The following is a 17,864-nucleotide window of genomic DNA, read 5'->3' on the forward strand; positions in this document are numbered from 1 at the left end:
CGCGATCGTGCTCGCCGCCGGGACGCCCGCGGCGGGCCTCAGCACCGCGACCGGTGAGCTGTTGGCCGACCGGCTCGCCGACCAGCTACGCCGGGCCGGGGCGGCCGAGGTGCGCTTCGCCGCCACTTTGGACGAGCTGGCCGCGCTGGCCGACGCCGCCGACGGTCCGCTGCTGGTCACCGGCACCGACCTGGTGGCGCACACCGCCGTCCTGCGGCACCTCGCCACCAGCCCGGTGGGGCCGACCGTGGCGCTGGTGCTGACCGACCCGCCGGTGCCCGGCCGGACGGCCGTGCGTGAGGAGCGCGGCCAGGTGGTCGACGCCGGCCCGCTGACCGACCTCGACGGCGACGCCACCGGCGTGTTCGGAGGCGCGCTGCGGGTCGGCGTGGACGACCTGCCGAACCTCGCCGCCGCCGCCCGGGCCGCAGCCGTCGGCGCGCGGCCCGTCACCGCACCGCTCGGCCCGGCCGGCGACGTGTCGCCGCTGCCGGCGGGCGGGGGCGCCGGCCACGACGATCCCTCCTCCGCCGTGGACCGGCTCTTCGCGGGCCTCGCGGCGCTCGGCACCCTGATCTTCGCCCAGCGGGTACGCCTGCTCGTGGCGCACCGGGTGGAGGACGCCGCGGGACTGGTCGCCGCCGAGGCGGCGGTGACCTCGGTCGACGAGGACCGGGCCGAGCTGCGGCTGGCGGTGAAGGAGAAGGACGACTTCTTCACCACGTACTTCGTCAGCACCTGGTCGCCGCACGTGGTGCGGTGGGCGGCCCGACTTCGGCTCACCCCGACCGGGGTGACGGTGATCTCGGTGCTGTTCGCGCTGGCCGCCGCGGTGCTGTTCGGGGTCGGTGGGCGGCTGGCGCTGGTCGGTGGCGCGGTGCTGCTCTACCTCGGCTTCGTGCTCGACTGCGTGGACGGCCAGCTGGCCCGCTACACCCGGCACTTCAGCGCCTGGGGTGGCTGGCTGGACACGATGGCCGACCGGGCGAAGGAGTACCTGGTCTACGCCGGCCTGGGCTTCGGGGTGAGCCACGCCGGCCTGGGCAACGGCTGGGCCCTCGCCATCGCCGCGATGACGTTGCAGACCGTGCGGCACATGACCGACACCTGGTACGGGGTGCTGCACGACGAGGCGGCCCGCCGGCCACGGGCGGCGGCGGGTGCCAGCGGCGGGATCGGTGACCGGCTGAACGCCGCGTCGACCCGGGTGCAGGCGGACACCGGCTCGCTGTCGTACTGGCTGAAGCGGACCGTGGTCTTCCCGATCGGTGAGCGGTGGGCGTTGATCGCGCTCACCGTGGCGCTGTTCAACCCGCTGGTCAGCCTGATCGCGGTGCTGGTCTGGGGTGCGCTGGCGTTCGCGTACACCGGGGCGCTGCGGACGTTGCGGGCCCGCTGGATGTGGGTGCCGGTGCTGGACACGGTCGACGCCACCCTGCACCGCGACGACGGCCCGGTGGCCCGCCGGCTGCCGGTGGTCCGCCCGATGGGGCCGCTCACCCTGGCGGTGATCGCCGCGCCCGGCCCGGCGGTGCTGCTGGTCACGGCGCTGTGGGGCGACACGCCCGACGGGCTGCGGTGGGCGGTGCCGGTGGCGCTGCTGGTGCTCCTGGCCGGCGGCCTGGGTGCCGGGGCCGCGCACAACGGTCCGCTGGACTGGCTCGTGCCGGCCGCACTGCGGGCCGCCGAGTACCTGTTCGCGATCGCGGTCGGGGTGGTCGGTGGTGCGCCGGGTTGGCTGATCTTCGCGTACGTCTTCGTGCTCACCGTGCACCACTACGACCTGACGGCCCGGCTGGAGAAGCGGCAGACGGCACCGCCGCTGCACGCGGCCACCCTGGGTTGGGACGGGCGTTCGGTAGTGCTGACCCTCGTGGCGATTGCCGGCATCGTGCGTATCGGCATGGCTACACTCGGTGCGTACCTTCTCGTGGTTTTCGTGGCGAGCGTCGTCCTGGCCTGGTTCGTCCGGCCGGCCCGTGGCGCGCGGGCGTCGGCCGCGCCGGTGGGCGCGGGAGGTGCCGTGCCGCGCTGACGGAGGGACGGCCGGATGACCCTGATCAGCTTCGTGGTGCCGGCCTTCCGGGTGCAGGGGTACCTGCGTGAGTGCCTGGACTCCATCCTCGGTCAGCCGATGACCGACGTTGAGGTGATCGCCGTCGACGACTGCTCGCCGGACGCGAGCGGCGAGATCATCGACGAGTACGCGGCCCGTGACCGGCGGGTCCGCTCGGTCCGGCTGCCGGAGAACGTCGGCCTCGGTCCGGCCCGCAACGTCGGGCTGGATCGGGCCGTCGGCGAGTACGTCTGGTTCCTCGACGGCGACGACTGGCTGGCGCCGGAGTGTCTGCCGGCGGTCGCCGAGCGGCTGCGCGCCACCAGCCCGGACGTTCTGCTGGTCGATCACGTCCGGACGCACTGGAACGACACCGTCACCCGCAGCGCGATGGCCGAGGTGTTCCCGGAGTCGCCCGGCGCGGCCACCTTCGGGCTGCGGGAGCGGCCCGAGGCGATGCGGCTGCTGCACACGGCCTGGAATCGGCTGGTCCGCCGACAGTTCCTCGTCGAGCTGGGGTTGCGCTTCGCGCCGGGCTGGTACGAGGACGTCTCCTTCAGCTACCCGGTGCTGATGGCGGCGCGACGGATCGGCGTACTCGATCAGGTCTGTGTCAACTACCGGCAGCGCCGCGCCGGCGCGATCACCCGGACCCGCGGCGACCGGCACTTCGAGGTGTTTCCGCAGTGGCATCGGGTGTTCCACCTGATGGATGAGTGGGGGCCGGCGACGGACGCCCTGCGGCCGGCGGTCTTCGAGCGGATGATCTGGCACTACCTGACCGTGCTCGGCAACGGCCAGCGCATCGCGCCGGAGCTGCGGCCGGCGTTCTTCGCGCAGATCACCGCCGACTACGCGCGCTGGCTGCCGGCCGGCGGCTACCCGGTGCCGGACGGGGTGGAGGGGGTCAAGCACCGGCTCGTCGCCACCGGCCGGTGGCGGACGTTCAGCGCGTTGCGGGCCGCCAGCCGGGCCCGCGACACGGCCCGCCGGCAGGCCCGCACCGCGCGACGGCGGGTCGGTCCGGTGGCCCGGCGCGGTGCCCGACTGACCCGCGACGGCCTGCTGCGCGAGTACTACCGGGCGGAGCTGCGCCGGCCGGTGGACCCGACGCTCGCGGTGTACGCGGCCTACTGGTTTCGGGGGTACTCCTGCAATCCGGCGGCGATCTACGAGGTGGCCCGCCGGCTGGCCCCCGGCGTCCGGGGTGTGTGGATCGTGCGCCGCGACCGGGTGGACGAGGTGCCGGCGGGGGTGGAGTACGTGGTCGCCGGCACCCCGGCCTACTACCGGGCGTTGGCCCGCGCCCGCTGGCTGATCAACAACGTGAACTACCCGGACTTCGTCCGCAAGCGGCCGGAGCAGGTGCACGTGCAGACCCACCACGGCACGCCGGTGAAGGTGATGGGGCTCGACCAGCAGCGCTACCCGATCGGTGCGGGCCGGATGGATTTCGCCGGGCTGTTGCGCCGGGTGGACCGGTGGGACTACAGCGTCAGCTCGAACAGCTTCTCCACCCAGATGTGGGACCGGGCGTACCCGGCCACCTACACCACTCTGGAGGTGGGCTACCCGCGCAACGACCGGCTGGTCACCGCCGGGGCGGACGAGGTGCGCCGGCTGCGCGCCGAGTTCGGCTTCGCCCCCGACGAGCAGGTGGTGCTGTACGCCCCGACGCACCGCGAGCACCTGCCCGGCTATCGGCCGCCGTTCGATCCGGACCGGCTCGTCGAGGCGCTGGGGGAGGCGGGCCGCCTGCTGATGCGCAGCCACTACTTCCACGACCGGGATCGCCGTCCCGGCCGGCCGGTGGACCGCGAACGGGTCCGCGACGTCAGCGGCCACCAGCGGGTGGAGGATCTCTACCTGGTCGCCGACGTGCTGATCACCGACTACTCCTCGGCGATGTTCGACTATGCGGTGCTGGATCGGCCGATCGTGCTCTACACCCCGGACTGGGAGGCGTACCGGCTGGCCCGCGGTGTCTACTTCGACGTGACGGCGGAACCGCCGGGCGCGGTGGTCACCACGTTCGCCGATCTGCTCGACCTGTTCCGTACCGACGCGGTGCGCTCGGATGCGGCGGCCAAGGCCCGTGCGCACTTCCGGGGCCGATTCTGCACTCTGGACGATGGGCGTGCGGCGGAGCGGGTGGTGCGCCGGGTGTTCCTGGGTGAGCCGGCCGAGTGGAGGTGCTCTGCTGATCGCGACGTGCCGCGTCCTGTCGCGTAATGGCAGCGTCACAGGGGGAACATGAGACGTTTACCCGATGTGCTGATTCGATGATCCTGGCCACAGTCTTGTGGGGTTCGGCCGACAAGCTGGGGGAGGTGACGGTGAGCACCGTCGCGCTCAAGGACGTAAGCAAGATCTTCAAGGACGGCACGCTGGCCGTCGACAGCATCAACCTGGATGTCAACGACGGCGAGTTCATGGTGCTGCTCGGCCCGTCCGGCTGTGGGAAGTCCACGGTGCTGCGGATGATCGCCGGCCTGGAGGATCCGACCCAGGGTGCGGTCCTGCTCGACGGGGAACTCGCCAACGACCTGCCCCCACGGGACCGGAAGATCGCCATGGTCTTCCAGGACTTCGCGCTCTACCCGCACATGACCGTCGGCGACAACATCGCGTTCCCCCTGCGGCTGTCCGGCGTCGAGCCGGTGCCACGCGGTGAGCGGGTCACCGATGTCGCCAGCGCGCTGGGCATCGGCGACGTGCTGGCCCGCAAGCCGGGGCAGCTCTCCGGTGGGCAGCGGCAGCGGGTCGCGATGGGTCGGGCCATCGTCCGCCGGCCCGGCCTGTTCCTGATGGACGAACCGCTGTCCAACCTGGACAGCGGCCTGCGCGCCGAGCTGCGCGCGGAGATCTCCGGCCTCACCCGGGAACTCGGCGTCACCACCGTCTACGTCACCCACGACCAGGCCGAGGCGCTCACCATGGCCGACCGGGTCGCCATCATGCGCCGCGGCGTGCTCCAGGACGTGGGCACACCAACCCAGGTGTACGGGCGGCCGGCGACGCTCTACGTGGCCGCGTTCCTGGGCAGCCCGCGGATGAACCTGCTGGAGGCGTCGGTCTACGTCCACCTCGACCGGTACGTCACGCTCAACCTCGGCGAGCAGTCCCTCTACCTGCCCTGGAACGACATCCGGAGCCGGGCGGTGGCGCACTACCACGGCGAGCGGATCGTCGTCGGCATGCGCGCCGAGGCGCTCACCCCGGTCTCCCCGGACAGCGCCGGCGACGTGCTGCACGGCCGGATCCGCTACCTGGAGCACCACGGGCACGAGTCGCTCGCGTTCCTCGACATCGGGGCCACGGCGATCATGGTCGACGAGATGGGTGCTCCGTTGGACCCGCCGCCGGTGGGTCAGCGGGGCCTGCGCCGGTTCGGCTCGGTGATGCAGCGGCTCACCGGTAAGCCGGTCGAGCCGGTCGAGGCGCCGACCGGCGGCAACCGGACGAGCGTTCTGCCCGACCCGGGCCGGCACCACCGGCGCCCCGCGGAGCTGGCGGTGCGGTTGGCGCCGTACCCGGCGGTCACCGCCGGTCACCAGCTCGCGGTCTCGGTGCGGATGGACGCGCTGCACTTCTTCGACGAGCGCGGAGCGCGGATCGACGTCGGCTGGCGCTGACGATTCGCCGCGACGGGGTGGCGGCGGCATCGACCGGTGTCCTACCGTCTGCGCACCCAGTCCACTGTGAGACTCCACCGAGAGGGGTGCACCCGTGTCGGGTGACCGTCCCAGCCCGCTCGTCATCGAGCGCATCCTGCGTGACCGCCAGGGCATCTGGCAGCAGATCGTCGCCGAAGGTGACCTGAACGCGTTGACCGGGCGGATGCTGGCCAGCTCCGCCATCGCGCTCGGCTGCTACGGGGCGGTGCTGGGCGCGTTCCACAGCCCGTTGATGGCGCTGACCTCCGCGCTCAAGCTGCCACTGCTGTTCCTGGTCACGTTGGCCATCTGCCTGCCCACGCTCTACCTGTTCAACCTGGTCTTCGGAGCTCGGCTCTCGGTACGCCAGTCGCTGGCGCTGGTGATGGTGGCCATCACGGTCACCTCGATGCTCGCGGTGGCGTTCGCCCCGATCAGCCTCTTCTTCCTGATCACCGCCCCCGACTACGGGTTCTTCAAGCTCCTCAACGTGGCGATCCTGACCCTGTCGGCGCTGGTCGGGCTGCGCTTCCTGACCGGCGGGATGCAGGTGCTCAACGACCACGGCCTGCTCGCCCCGGAGGCCGCCACCGCGCAGGTCAACCCACAGGCCACCGTGTCGGCACCGGCGCAGGTCGCCGCACCGGCTGCCGTGCCCGCGGGCTCGGTGCCGGCCGAGGCGCCGGCGACCGGCGCGAGTGCCGAACCGGTCGCCGTGCCGGCCGGCGCGGCAGCGGCCGGGTCGACCTCGAACGGCGCCACCACCGCCGCGCCGGCGCAGGTTCCCGCGCAGTGGGTCGGGCAGCCGGCGGGCGCCTCGTTCCCGTCCGGCATGGTGGCGCCCGGCTTCCCGCCGGCGCAGCGCCCATGGGGCAGCCCGCCGGTGCGGCGCGGCGAGCCGACGCAACGACCGGCCAGCATGACCCTGCTCTACATCTGGATCCTGCTCTTCGGCTTCGTCGGCACCCAGTTGGCGTGGACGCTGCGGCCGTTCTTCGGCGACCCGGGCCAGGATTTCGCCCTCTTCCGCAGCATCGACGGCAACTTCTACGCAGAGATCCTGCGGACGATCGCCAACCTCTGAGCCTCCCCGCCCCGCCCCTGACCTGGGGGCGGGGCTTGCCGGGGATGTTACCGGCGAGTAGCGTCGGGGCATGTCAGTCGACTCACGCCAGGTGGCGGCCGGGATGCTCGAAGCCGTGCCGTTCGCTCGTACGCTCGGCTTCGAGTTCGTCGAGGTCGCCCCGGAGGCCGACGGCGGGGTGCGGGCGGTCGTCCGGTTGCCCGACACGCCGGCCACCCACAACCACGTCGGCGGTCCGCACGCCGGTGCGATGTTCACCCTCGGTGAGACGGCCACCGGCGCGGTCGTCCTGGCCGCCTTCGGCCATCTCCTCGACCGGGTCACCCCGCTCGCCGTGCGCGCCGAGATCGCGTACCGCAAGTTGGCCCTGGGGCCGGTGCTGGCCACGGCCCGGCTCTCCCGGCCGCCGGCCGAGGTGATCGCCGAGCTGGACGCCGGGCGGCGTCCCGAGTTCGCGGTGCCGGTGGTGATCGCCACCGAGGATGGCAGGCCCACCTCGGAGATGACCGTGATCTGGACGCTGCGGCCCAACTGAGCCGCGTCGAGGGCGGCGGAAACGGGTTTGCGGGACCGGCCGGGTGGTTAGATTCGTACCGTGCTGGGCCTACCTGCTCATGTGACCGCCTGTCTCTTCGATCTGGACGGTGTGCTGACGCAGACCGCCCTGGTGCACAACGCCGCTTGGACGCAGACCTTCGACGAGTTCCTGCGGCAGCGCGCCTCCGCCACCGGCGAGCCCTTCCAGCCGTTCGACCCCGGCCCGGACTACAACCGCTACGTCGACGGCCGGCCCCGGGCCGACGGCGTCCGAGCGTTCCTCGCCTCCCGCGGGATCGTGCTGCCCGAGGGCAGTCCCGACGACCCGCCGACCGCCGACACGGTCAACGGTGTGGGCAACCGCAAGAACGTCCTGCTGCTGGACCGGCTGCGCAGCTCCGGTGTGGACGTCTACCCGGGTTCGGTGCGCTACCTGCAGGCGGCGGCCGCCGCCGGGCTGCGCCGAGCCGTGGTGACCGCGAGCGCCAACGGGCGTGAGGTGGTCGCCGCCGCCGGGCTGGAGCCACTGCTCGAAGCGCGGGTCGACGGGCTGGTGGCCCGGGCCCAGGGGCTGCGCGGCAAACCGCAACCCGACAGCTTCCTGGCCGGGGCCAGGCTGCTCGGTGTCGACCCGACGCGGGCCGCCGTCTTCGAGGACGCGCTGTCCGGCGTGGCCGCCGGCCGGGCCGGCGGCTTCGGTTACGTGGTGGGCGTCGACCGGGTCGGCCAGGCCGACGAACTGCTCGCCCACGGTGCCGACATCGTGGTCACGGACCTCGCCGACCTGCTCGACGCCGCCGACCCACCGGCGCCACGCCCGGCCGGACAGCGGGGCACCGCGTGATCCGGGAACGGGCCTACCCCGTCGAACCGTGGCACGTCCGGGAGACCCGGCTAGACATGGACGTGCTGGCCCAGTCCGAGTCGGTCTTCGCGCTCTCCAACGGGCACGTGGGGCTGCGCGGCAACCTCGACGAGGGCGAGCCGCACGGCCTGCCCGGCACCTACCTCAACTCGTTCTACGAGCTGCGCCCCCTGCCGTACGCGGAGGCCGGCTACGGCTTCCCCGAGTCCGGGCAGACCATCGTCAACGTCACCAACGGCAAGCTGATCAGGCTGCTCGTCGACGACGAACCCCTCGACGTGCGCTACGGCGAGCTGATCGCCCACGAGCGGATCCTCGACATGCGGGCCGGCACCCTGCACCGCGAGCTGCACTGGCGGTCACCGGCCGGCCGGGAGGTCAAGGTCCGCAGCACCCGGCTGGTGTCGTTCACGCAGCGCTCGGTCGCCGCCATCAGTTACGAGGTGGAGGCGGTCGACGGCCCGCTGCGGCTGATCGTGCAATCCGAGTTGGTGGCCAACGAGTCGCTGCCGGCGCAGAGCAAGGACCCCCGGGTCGCGGCCGTCCTGGAATCCCCGTTGCAGGCCGAGGAGGAGCTGACCACCCCGGACGGCGGGCAGCTGATCCACCGCACCAAGGTGTCCGGGCTGCGGGTCGCCGCCGCGATGGAACACGAGGTGCACGGCCCCGAGCACACCACCATCGAGTCCGAGGGGTACCAGGACTGGGTCCGCACCACGGTCGGCTGCGTCCTCAAACCCGGCGAGAAGCTGCGGGTGGTCAAGTACCTGACGTACGGCTGGTCGAGCCGACGGTCGCTGCCCGCCCTGCGCGACCAGGTCGGCGCGGCGCTGGCCGCGGCCAAGCTGGACGGTTGGGAGGGGCTCTGCCGGGAGCAGCGCGGCTACCTCGACGAGTTCTGGGACGCGGCCGACGTACGGGTCGAGGGTGATCCGGAGGTGCAGCAGGCCGTCCGGTTCGGTCTCTTCCACGTGCTCCAGGCCGGCTCCCGCGCCGAGCGGCGGCCCATCTCGGCGAAGGGGCTCACCGGCCCCGGGTACGACGGGCACGCCTTCTGGGACACCGAGATGTTCGTCCTGCCGGTGCTCACGTACACCCAGCCGAGCGCGGTGCGCAACGCGTTGCACTGGCGGCACAGCACGCTGGACAGCGCCCGGGAGCGGGCCGAGACGCTGAACCTGAAAGGCGCCGCCTTCCCCTGGCGGACCATCGGGGGTCCGGAGTCCTCCGGCTACTGGCCGGCCGGCACGGCGGCCTTCCACATCGCCGCCGACATCGCCGACGCGCTGCGCCGGTACGTCCTGGTCACCGGGGACACCGCACTGGAGCGGGAGATCGGGCTGGAGCTGCTGGTCGAGACCGCCCGGTTGTGGCGTTCGCTCGGGCACCACGACCGGCACGGGCAGTTCCACATCGACGGGGTGACCGGCCCGGACGAGTACACCGCCGTGAAGAACGACAACGTCTACACCAACCTGATGGCGCAGCGGAACCTGCTCTCCGCCGCCGACGTGGTCATGCGCTACCGGGACGACGCCGCCCACCTCGGGGTCACCGACGAGGAGGCGGCGAGCTGGCGGGACGCGGCCAGCTCCATGCACGTCCCCTACGACGACGAGATCGGCGTCCACCAGCAGGTGGAGGGGTTCACCCGGCTCGAGGAGTGGGACTTCGCGCACACATCGGCGGAGAAGTACCCGCTGCTGCTGCACTACCCGTACTTCGACCTGTACCGCAAGCAGGTGGTCAAGCAGGCCGACCTGGTGCTGGCCATGCACTGGCGGGGGGACGCGTTCACCCCCGAGGAGAAGGTCCGCAACTTCCTCTACTACGAGCGGCGCACCGTGCGGGACTCGTCGCTGTCGGCCTGCACTCAGTCCGTGCTCGCCGCCGAGGTGGGCCATCCCGAACTGGCGCACATCTATCTGCGCGAGGCCGCGCTGATGGACCTGCACGACCTCAACGAGAACACCCGCGACGGCGTGCACATGGCCTCGCTGGCCGGCGCATGGATCGCCCTGGTCGGCGGCCTCGGTGGCCTGCGCGACCACGACGGCCGGCTGTCGTTCGCGCCCCGGCTGTCCAGTCGCCTGAGTCGGCTGGAGTTCTCGCTCCAGTGGCGTGGCCTGGCGCTGCGGGTGGACGTCCGGCCACACCAGACGACGTACTCGCTGCGGCACGGTGGGCCGGACGACGTGATCGAGCTGCGTCACCACGACCAGGATCTGCGGGTCACCTGCGACGAGCCGGTGACCGTGCCGGTGCCGCCCGCCGAGCCGTCCGGACCGCGGCCGGAGCAACCGCCGGGCCGGTCGCCGCTGCTGCGGCTGCCCGAGCACCAGCAGTAACGGCCGGGGCGGGAAGGATCCCGCCCCGGCCGTCGCACCGCTGGGTCAGATGGGCTCGCCGGTGGACGGGCGCCCGATCGCGTCCCGGGGCGCCATCGCCTTCGGGTCGTCGGGCAGGCGGGCCGAGGCGGCCTGGTCCCCGAAGTCTTGATTGCGCTCGGCGTCCTGTTCCCGCCGGTCCCGTTCGGTCATCTGCTGCTGCCGGGATATCTGCTGCTTGGCCATGGCGATCCTCGCGATCCGTCGGGGCGCGGTTGCGCCGACACGGTCTGCGGTCGCTCGTCGCGTACCCGACGCCCCGGCGCACAAACGCGGCCGTACGGTGCCGCCGGCCGCGTGCGTGCCGTGCGGCGGGCCGGGTACCCGGACCGCAGGCGACCACGCGGAGGTGGGGGCATGGACGTGCGGCGCAGCACGGTGACGATTCCGGTGGGGGACGTTCAACTCCCCGCCGACCTGACGATGCCCGCCCAACCGGTCGGCGTGGTGCTGTTCGCGCACGGCAGCGGTAGTTCCCGGCACAGCCCGCGCAACGTGGAGGTGGCCGGGACGCTGAACGACCGTGGGCTCGGCACGGTGCTGGTGGATCTGCTGAGCCCGGCGGAGGACGAGGTGGACGCGCGCACCGCCGAGCTGCGCTTCGACATCGGACTGTTGGCGAACCGGCTCGCCGGCATCGTCGACTGGCTGGCGGTCGAGCGGCCCGCTGGTGACGTACCCATCGGCCTGTTCGGTGCCAGCACGGGTGCCGCCGCCGCCCTGGTCGCGGCGTCGTCCCGCGCCGACCGGGTGGGTGCCGTGGTCAGCCGGGGCGGCCGGCCGGACCTCGCCGGCGCCGCGCTGACCCAGGTGCGTACGCCGACGCTGCTGCTGGTCGGCGGCCTGGACGAGGAGGTGCTCGCGCTGAACGAGCAAGCGTCGGCCGAGCTGGGCGACGTCGGTGAGCTGCGGGTCGTCCCCGGTGCCACCCACCTCTTCGAGGAGCCCGGCACCCTCGACCGGGTCGCCGAGTTCGCCGGCGCCTGGTTCACCACCCACCTCAGCCGGTGATCAGACCGCTCGCGGCGGACCGGCGTCGTTGGACGGTGTCGATGACGCGCCAGACGACGGCGGTGATCGGGACGCTGACGAACGCGCCGGCGATGCCCGCGATCAGCGTGCCGGCGGTGACCGCCACCAGGATCACCGCAGGATGCAGCCGGACCTGCCGCTTCATGACCAACGGCTCCAGCAGGTTGCCCTCGATCTGCTGCACGGCGATGACCGCGGCGAGGGTGAGCAGCGCGGTGGTCGGACCGTTGGCGGCCAGCGCCACCAGCACCGCCACCGCACCTGCCACGGTCGCCCCGATGATCGGCACGAAGCCGCCGAGGAAGGTGATCAGCGCCAGCGGCAGGGCGAGCGGCACCCGGAGCAGCACCAGGGCCAGACCGATGCCGATCGCGTCGATGGCCGCGATGAGCATCGTTCCCCGGCTGTACGCGCCCAGCGTCTGCCAGCCGGCCCGGCCGGCCTCGGTCATCACCGGCCGGGTCGGATCGGCCACCCGGGACAGCATCCAGTGCCACATCGATCGGCCGTCCTTGAGCAGGAAGAACAGCAGCACAAGGGCGAGCAGCGCGGAGCCGACCACCTCACTGGCGGTCCGGGCGCCTGCCACCGGGTCCGGTGAGCTGCCACTGAGCCCCTGGCGGGCCTGCTCGACCAGCTTGTCCAGTTGGGCGTCGCTGACCGGCAGCGTGGACGTGACGAAGTCCCGACTGCGATCCAGCCCCTGGGTCAGCTCCTGGCTGAGCTGGTCGAACTGGCTGGCGGTCAGGTTCCACACCAGCGCGCCGAGCCCGACCAGGATGCCGAGCAGCAGCAGCACGGTCAGCAGCGCGGCCAGCGCCGCCGGCAGGCGCAGTCGGCGCAACAGGAGCAGCACCGGGTCGAGCAGCGCGGTGAGGAAGATGGTGGCGGCCAGCGCGATCGCCAGTGGCGCCAGCAGTACGGCGATCTTGCCCAGCAGGTAGAGCCCGGCGACGATCACCACCAGGCAGGCGCTCCACAGCACCGCCGTGCGGACCAGCCAGGGCAGCGCCGTCCACGCCTGGCGCGGGCCGGTGCCGTCCGTCACCGGGCTGCCGTCCGTCGTCGTCGTGCTGCCCGTCGTCACCGTGCTGCCTCGTGTCGGTGTGCTGCCGGTGGTCGGCGCGGTGTCCGCACCGGGTTCGTCTGCCGCCATGTCGGCCCTCCTCGATCTCGGCGAGGTCGGTACCCGGCCGGCCGTGCGCCGACACCCGCTGGGGCTGGTCGGCGGCGTGGCGTGTGTATTCAGGACAGTCCGGATGGGCCGGTTCGCGCCGCCCGCGCGGATCGTACGCCGCTGCGGGCGCTCCGGTCGGGTGTTCACGGTCCACGCCCGGACCGTCGGTGTTTACGCCGCCAGGCCCAGGGAACGCTGACGGCCCAGTACGCGACCGGGAAGCGATCGACCGGAGGGGGCACATCGTGGGTGACTTCATGGACAAGGCCAAGGACGTCGCGGACAAGCACGACAAGCAGGTCGACCAGGGGCTGGACAAGGCCGGCGACATGGCCGACAAGCGCACCGGCGGCAAGTACGACGACCAGATCGACAAGGGCGTCGACCAGGTCCAGGCGCGCACCGGTGAGGGCGATCAGGTCCGCTGACGTAACCGACGTCCCGGGCCGCCGAGGGTTCGGCGGCCCGGGAGTGCGGTCCGGACCGGACGATGGTCAGCGCTGCTGCTGCTGCTGCTGCTGCTGCTGCTTGCGCAGCTCGCCCATCGTGGTCGGCCGGTCGCTCAGTGCGTCGCGCAGCCGGTCGATCATCCCGGTGCCCGGGGCGAGCAGCTTGTTCGCCGGCGGGTGGTCCGGTGCGCCCGGGTGTGGTCGGGTCGGTGCGATCTGCTTGAACGCGGTCACCTTCGCGGCCAGCTCGACCAGTTCCTCCCCGGCCGTGGCGGCACGCAGCCGGGGGAACAACTCGTTCTCCTCGTCCCGCACGTGGTGCCGGATGGTGCTGGTCAGGTGGGCGAGCAACTCGTCGAAGCGGGGGTCGGACGGGTCGATCGACTCCAGCTCCTTCATGGTCCTCTCGGCGTCGGCGTGCTCGACGATCTCGTGCTCGGCGATCTGGTCCCCGTCGGGCAGTACCTGGCGGGCGGTCGGGTAGACGTACGCCTCCTCGGCCTCCGCGTGACGGACCAGTTCGGCGATCACCACGTCGACGAGTTGGCGGCGGTACTCCGGGGTGCCCTGCCGGGTCTCCAGTTCGAGGAAGAGGACCTCGACTGCACGGTGGTCAGCGACGAGGATGTCGACGACGTCCTCGTCGTCGGTGGTCTCTGGACTGCTCATGTTCGGCCCCTTACCGGTTGCGGATCGGTGGGTGTGTGGCCCCTGGTACCCGGCACCGGTCGCCCAAACCTACGGTCGCCGATGGATCCGCCGCCGGGCGTTGTCCGCGCAGGTACGGCTGCCGTACGCTTCGTCTCGGCCCGCCCTCACGGTTTCCAGTGAGGAGCAGTCATGCCCTTGAACCGCCTGCTGGCACTCGGGCTCGGCGTGTGCACGGCGGTGGCGCTGAGCGTCCCGCTGGTCGCGGCGCCAACGCGCTGCTCGCCGCGGCCCGACTGACGGTCGCACTGGACGCCCTCAACGGCCGCTGGCCCGGAGTGACCGTCAACGTCGGGCACCTGCACGCCGGGGATCGGCCGAACGTGGTCGCCGACCGCGCCCGGATGCTGGTCGACCTTCGCGCCTGGCGCACCGGCGAGTACGAGGCCGCGCTGGCCGAGATCCGGCGGCTGGTGGCTCTGCCGACCGTGTCGGGGGTCCGGGCCGAGGTGTCCGTGCACGCGCCCACCCCGCCCTGGGAGCCGCGCCCGGCCGACCGCCGGCTCACCGAGTTGGCGGCGAAGGTGGGGGCGGGGCTGGGCGTACCGGTGTCCCACACCGCCACGGGTGGTTGTGCCGATGCGAACCTGCTGGCCGAGGCGGGTGCGGCGGTGCTGGACGGGCTCGGTCCGGTCGGCGGCGCGGACCACAGCCCGTCGGAGTGGCTGGACCTGGACTCCGTCGTACCCCGCACCGCCCTGCTCGCCGGCCTGATCGACCAGGTCAGCGGGGACAACGGCGGCTGACGCCGACGCCCGGTTGCCGGTGGTGCCGATGGGGTCGGCGGGGCGTACGGGCACGATTGCCGGGCCGCCGCCGGGGTAACCGCCGCCATGACCGACGACCGCCGACCAGCCGGCCCTGTGCGGTCGCGCCTCGACGAGGCCGCCGAGCGGAGCGGTCAGGTGGCCGAACGGGTGCGCCACCGCAGCGGGCAGGCTCGTCGGGTCCGGGCCCGGCAGTGGGAGGTCACCCTGGTCATCTCGCTCCAGGCCGGGTTGGCCGCCGCGATCGCCGCGCTGATCGCGAAGAACCTGCTCGGCCCGGGATCGCACGTCTTCGCTCCCGCCGCCGCCGTCGCCACGATCGCCACCGCCATCGGGCAACGGGCCCGGCGCACCTTCGAACTGCTGGGCGGCGTCGGACTGGGCATCGTCATCGGCGACACGCTGCGCTTCGTCCTCGGTTCGGGGCCGTGGCAGACCGGAGTGGTCGTCGCCCTGGCCATCGCCACCGCCCTGCTGGTGGCCGGGAAGGGCGGCCCACTGGTCGGTCAGGCCGGCGGTACCGCAGTCCTGATCGCCACGCTGGCCCCGACGGGGCAGGGTCTGGAGTTGCCCCGGATCTTCGACGCGCTCGTCGGTGGGGCGGTCGGCCTCCTGGTGGTCGCGCTGCTGCTGCCGATCAACCCCATGCGGGTGCTGGACCGGGCGGCGACGCCGATCTTCGCGGTCCTCAGCGAGCAACTTGAGGAGCTGGCGCAGGCGCTGCGGCAGCGCGACGGCGACCGGTCGATGCGGGTCCTGGAACGGCTGCGCGGCACCGAGGAGGACCTGGGGCGACTGCACGACTCGCTGAGCGGGGCCGAGGAGGTGGTGACGATCGCGCCAGCGCGCTGGCACCGCCGCCAGCAGTTCCACGAGTACGCCCGCAGTGCGTCGAATCTGGAACGGCTGCTGCTGGACAGCCGTACCATGGCCCGCTGGTCGACGACCGCCCTGCAGTACGACGAGCCGATCCCGCCGGAGCTGCCAGACGCGATCGCCCGGTTGGGTCAGGCGGTGGCGGAGATGCGGAGGGAGTGCCGGATGGGCGACTACCCGCTGTGCACCCGGAAGTTGGTCGAGGAATGCGCCGACCTGGCCGGGCGGGCCGCCGCGACCGGGGTGAAGTCCTTCGGCGACGCGCTCGTCACCGGCTTGCGTACCGCCTCCAGCGACCTGCTGCGGGCCGCCGGCTGTGAACCGGACGATGCCAACCGGATCGTGCGAAAAGCGGCAGGTGCCGGCGAGGCCGCCGTCCATCCGCCGCTGCGGCGACACCTGCACCGTGCCCGGCCCACCCGGGCCGCCCGCGCCCGCCGGCGTGCGCACCTCGCCGCCCGGCAGCGCGACGACGGCCGGGCCGGCCTCCCCCGCAGGGAGAGGCCGGCCCGGTGAGCCGTCAGGATCAGGAGGAGTAGCCGCGCTCGGCGATCCAGTTGGCGACCTTCGGCAGGCTCATCCAGTATTCGCCCAGCGCCGGGTCGGCCGGGTCGGCGACCCGGATCGTGTCACCGCCGTCGCGGTAGCCCACGAGCGTCAGATAGTGGCCGCCCTCGTACGAGTGCGGGTTGCCGTCGGTGTCGACGGTCGTGCCCTTGATGTTGGCCACCACCGGCCGGCCGGCGTCGACCGCGGCCAGGACGTCCTGGCGCAGCTTCTCGACCTGGTCGGGGCGGGCCACCGCGTCCCGGATCTCGGTGGTGCGGTACCTGCCGCCGGTCAGCTCGTTGAGCACCCGCGTGGTGTCCAGGGCTGAGGGGGTGCCGGCCTCGGTGGTGCCGAGCAGCTTGGCCACCTCGTCCTGGGAGACCGCCTTGCCCTGGGCGGACAACGCGATCCGAGTGGCTGCCGGACCGCAGTAGTAGAAGTTCGGCTGGGCCTGGTAGTCGATGCCGAGGATCCGCTCGCCGCCCTTGGCGGTCTGGCTCGACGAGGCCGGGGTGGCCTGCGCGGGGGCGGCCTGCGCGGCGACGGCGGGGCCGAGGGCGCATCCGCCGGCGACCAGCAGGCCGACGACGGACAGACCGCTCTTCTGCATGATCGGATTCATGGTCGAGTCTCCGTTCGGGGGTTGGCGCCTCCGACTGGCGGAGGCAGCGCACCGGGAATGGCGCTCGGCTCATCGGCCGGTGACGCCCGCAGCCGATCTGGGCTGCCGCTACGGGCGTCGCGACCAGGTGTAACGGCTGCTGGCGGTGGGGGATTCCGCAGGACCGCGGGTGCCCGGAGGAGACGAGCGCCGAAACGTGACCACCGGCACGCGAGTCAGTGCGCACGGAAACGGACAAGCGGCCGATTGTCGGACAGCGGGGTGCGGTCGGCCCAGGGCGGCGTCAGAGACTGCCGAGCAGCCCGGTCACGGTGATCTCGATGACCACCCGCCCCGGGTTGGGGCGCGGCGTCCGGTACCGCTCCGCGTAGCGGCGCTCCGCCTCCGCCACGGCGGGCTGATCCGAGCGGAGCACCGCCCGGCCCTCGATGGTCAACCAGCGGCGCCCATCGACGTGACAGACGGCCACCGGGGTGCCGGCCGCACCGGCGGCGGCCACCTGCCGGGCCTTGCGGGAGGTGCCCGAGGTGATCACCCGAGCCAGCCCGGCCTCCGGGTCGAGAGTGACCCCGACCGGCACCACGTGCGGAGTGCCGTCGGCGCGCAGGGTGGTCAGCGTCGCGAGATGCCGTTCCGCGCAGAAGGCCGCCACGCGAGGGTCGCGTACGTCCAGCCGATGATCGCCCGCCATGCCCGTCCCCCGTCCACCGAACCGACCTCGATCATGGCACGCGGCGGCGCGCCCGATCCGGGTCCGACGGAGAGTCCGGCTGCCCCGGCAGTTGGCGCCCCGCCGCCCGTCGCTGGTGCACCAGTCGGGTGAGATAGATCAGCGCGCCGGCCAGGACGCCCATGTCGTCCAGATAGATCGGGTCGGGCAGCACGTCGATCGGGAAGATCGTGTAGATCAGTGCCCCGTAGAAGGCGACCTTGCCACCCGCGCCGAGCCCGGTCAGCAGCCGCCGGGTCCGTACCACCCGTACCGCGAGCAGCACCGCACCGACCAGTGTGGCGATCGCCAGGATGCCGGCGATCACCACGAGGACCCACGCCTCTCGGGACATGCCGTCACGCTAACCCACTACGGCCGTCGACGGCG

Annotated in this window: 17 protein-coding genes; 11 read left to right on the top strand and 6 right to left on the bottom strand. The window is 72.7% G+C overall.

What is annotated here, in order from left to right:
* Window positions 1-7: 7 nt before the first annotated feature.
* The 7 genes from AB0H52_RS10475 (at window position 8) to AB0H52_RS10505 (ending at window position 10,546) form a co-directional block, all read left to right on the top strand.
* Window positions 8-2,035 carry a DUF5941 domain-containing protein gene (locus AB0H52_RS10475; protein WP_357946651.1) on the top strand — a complete coding sequence of 676 codons (2,028 nt, stop codon included), beginning with the start codon at window positions 8-10 and terminating at the stop codon, window positions 2,033-2,035.
* Between the two features lie 15 nt (window positions 2,036-2,050).
* Window positions 2,051-4,288: a bifunctional glycosyltransferase family 2 protein/CDP-glycerol:glycerophosphate glycerophosphotransferase gene (locus AB0H52_RS10480; protein ID WP_357946529.1), complete on the top strand. Its 2,238-nt coding sequence runs from the start codon at window positions 2,051-2,053 to the stop codon at window positions 4,286-4,288.
* Between the two features lie 104 nt (window positions 4,289-4,392).
* On the top strand, window positions 4,393-5,691 hold the full coding sequence (locus tag AB0H52_RS10485) for an ABC transporter ATP-binding protein (RefSeq protein ID WP_151488022.1): 1,299 nt from the start codon (window positions 4,393-4,395) through the stop codon (window positions 5,689-5,691).
* A gap of 94 nt (window positions 5,692-5,785) precedes the next feature.
* Entirely contained in the window at window positions 5,786-6,796 is a 1,011-nt protein-coding gene (locus AB0H52_RS10490; protein ID WP_151487986.1) for a hypothetical protein, read from the top strand.
* A 70-nt stretch (window positions 6,797-6,866) separates the two neighbouring features.
* Window positions 6,867-7,331 (top strand): DUF4442 domain-containing protein, encoded by a 465-nt coding sequence (locus tag AB0H52_RS10495; RefSeq protein WP_151487987.1) that lies wholly within the window; start codon window positions 6,867-6,869, stop codon window positions 7,329-7,331.
* A 60-nt stretch (window positions 7,332-7,391) separates the two neighbouring features.
* On the top strand, window positions 7,392-8,177 hold the full coding sequence (locus AB0H52_RS10500; RefSeq protein WP_151487988.1) for an HAD-IA family hydrolase: 786 nt from the start codon (window positions 7,392-7,394) through the stop codon (window positions 8,175-8,177).
* Window positions 8,174-10,546, top strand: a complete 2,373-nt coding sequence (locus tag AB0H52_RS10505; protein ID WP_151487989.1) for a glycoside hydrolase family 65 protein — start codon at window positions 8,174-8,176, stop codon at window positions 10,544-10,546. Before AB0H52_RS10500 ends, AB0H52_RS10505 begins: the two co-directional genes overlap by 4 nt.
* Before the next feature lie 45 nt (window positions 10,547-10,591).
* On the opposite strand, the gene AB0H52_RS10510 is transcribed toward AB0H52_RS10505, so the two are convergent.
* Entirely contained in the window at window positions 10,592-10,771 is a 180-nt protein-coding gene (locus tag AB0H52_RS10510) for a hypothetical protein (RefSeq protein WP_151487990.1), read from the bottom strand.
* A gap of 171 nt (window positions 10,772-10,942) precedes the next feature.
* Here AB0H52_RS10510 and AB0H52_RS10515 point away from each other — a divergent pair, with 171 nt between their 5' ends.
* Window positions 10,943-11,596, top strand: a complete 654-nt coding sequence (locus tag AB0H52_RS10515) for a dienelactone hydrolase family protein (RefSeq protein ID WP_151487991.1) — start codon at window positions 10,943-10,945, stop codon at window positions 11,594-11,596.
* On the opposite strand, the gene AB0H52_RS10520 is transcribed toward AB0H52_RS10515, so the two are convergent.
* Window positions 11,586-12,773: an AI-2E family transporter gene (locus AB0H52_RS10520; RefSeq protein ID WP_151487992.1), complete on the bottom strand. Its 1,188-nt coding sequence runs from the start codon at window positions 12,771-12,773 to the stop codon at window positions 11,586-11,588. The genes AB0H52_RS10515 and AB0H52_RS10520 overlap by 11 nt on opposite strands.
* Window positions 12,774-13,039: 266 nt before the next feature.
* Between AB0H52_RS10520 and AB0H52_RS10525 the strand changes: the two genes are divergently transcribed.
* The gene (locus tag AB0H52_RS10525; protein ID WP_151487993.1) at window positions 13,040-13,222 is read left to right on the top strand and encodes an antitoxin; all 183 of its coding nucleotides are present in this window, start codon (window positions 13,040-13,042) and stop codon (window positions 13,220-13,222) included.
* Between the two features lie 66 nt (window positions 13,223-13,288).
* Here the strand turns inward: AB0H52_RS10525 and AB0H52_RS10530 are convergent, their stop codons facing one another.
* Entirely contained in the window at window positions 13,289-13,912 is a 624-nt protein-coding gene (locus AB0H52_RS10530; protein ID WP_357946536.1) for a hemerythrin domain-containing protein, read from the bottom strand.
* Between the two features lie 209 nt (window positions 13,913-14,121).
* Here AB0H52_RS10530 and AB0H52_RS10535 point away from each other — a divergent pair, with 209 nt between their 5' ends.
* Window positions 14,122-14,697 (top strand): M20/M25/M40 family metallo-hydrolase, encoded by a 576-nt coding sequence (locus tag AB0H52_RS10535; protein WP_225854126.1) that lies wholly within the window; start codon window positions 14,122-14,124, stop codon window positions 14,695-14,697.
* Between the two features lie 87 nt (window positions 14,698-14,784).
* Window positions 14,785-16,110 carry an FUSC family protein gene (locus AB0H52_RS10540; RefSeq protein ID WP_151487995.1) on the top strand — a complete coding sequence of 442 codons (1,326 nt, stop codon included), beginning with the start codon at window positions 14,785-14,787 and terminating at the stop codon, window positions 16,108-16,110.
* A 10-nt stretch (window positions 16,111-16,120) separates the two neighbouring features.
* Here AB0H52_RS10540 and AB0H52_RS10545 read toward each other — a convergent pair whose 3' ends face one another.
* The 3 genes from AB0H52_RS10545 to AB0H52_RS10555 all read right to left on the bottom strand — a co-directional run bounded on the left by AB0H52_RS10545 (window position 16,121) and on the right by AB0H52_RS10555 (window position 17,829).
* Window positions 16,121-16,765, bottom strand: coding sequence for a C39 family peptidase (locus AB0H52_RS10545; RefSeq protein ID WP_151487996.1), 645 nt, complete (start codon window positions 16,763-16,765; stop codon window positions 16,121-16,123).
* A 283-nt stretch (window positions 16,766-17,048) separates the two neighbouring features.
* Window positions 17,049-17,456 carry a TIGR03618 family F420-dependent PPOX class oxidoreductase gene (locus AB0H52_RS10550; protein WP_151487997.1) on the bottom strand — a complete coding sequence of 136 codons (408 nt, stop codon included), beginning with the start codon at window positions 17,454-17,456 and terminating at the stop codon, window positions 17,049-17,051.
* Between the two features lie 31 nt (window positions 17,457-17,487).
* Window positions 17,488-17,829 carry a YkvA family protein gene (locus AB0H52_RS10555; RefSeq protein WP_151487998.1) on the bottom strand — a complete coding sequence of 114 codons (342 nt, stop codon included), beginning with the start codon at window positions 17,827-17,829 and terminating at the stop codon, window positions 17,488-17,490.
* Window positions 17,830-17,864: the final 35 nt, after the last annotated feature.

The organism is Micromonospora sp. NPDC050695 (assembly GCF_040654415.1).
Lineage (GTDB): Bacteria > Actinomycetota > Actinomycetes > Mycobacteriales > Micromonosporaceae > Micromonospora.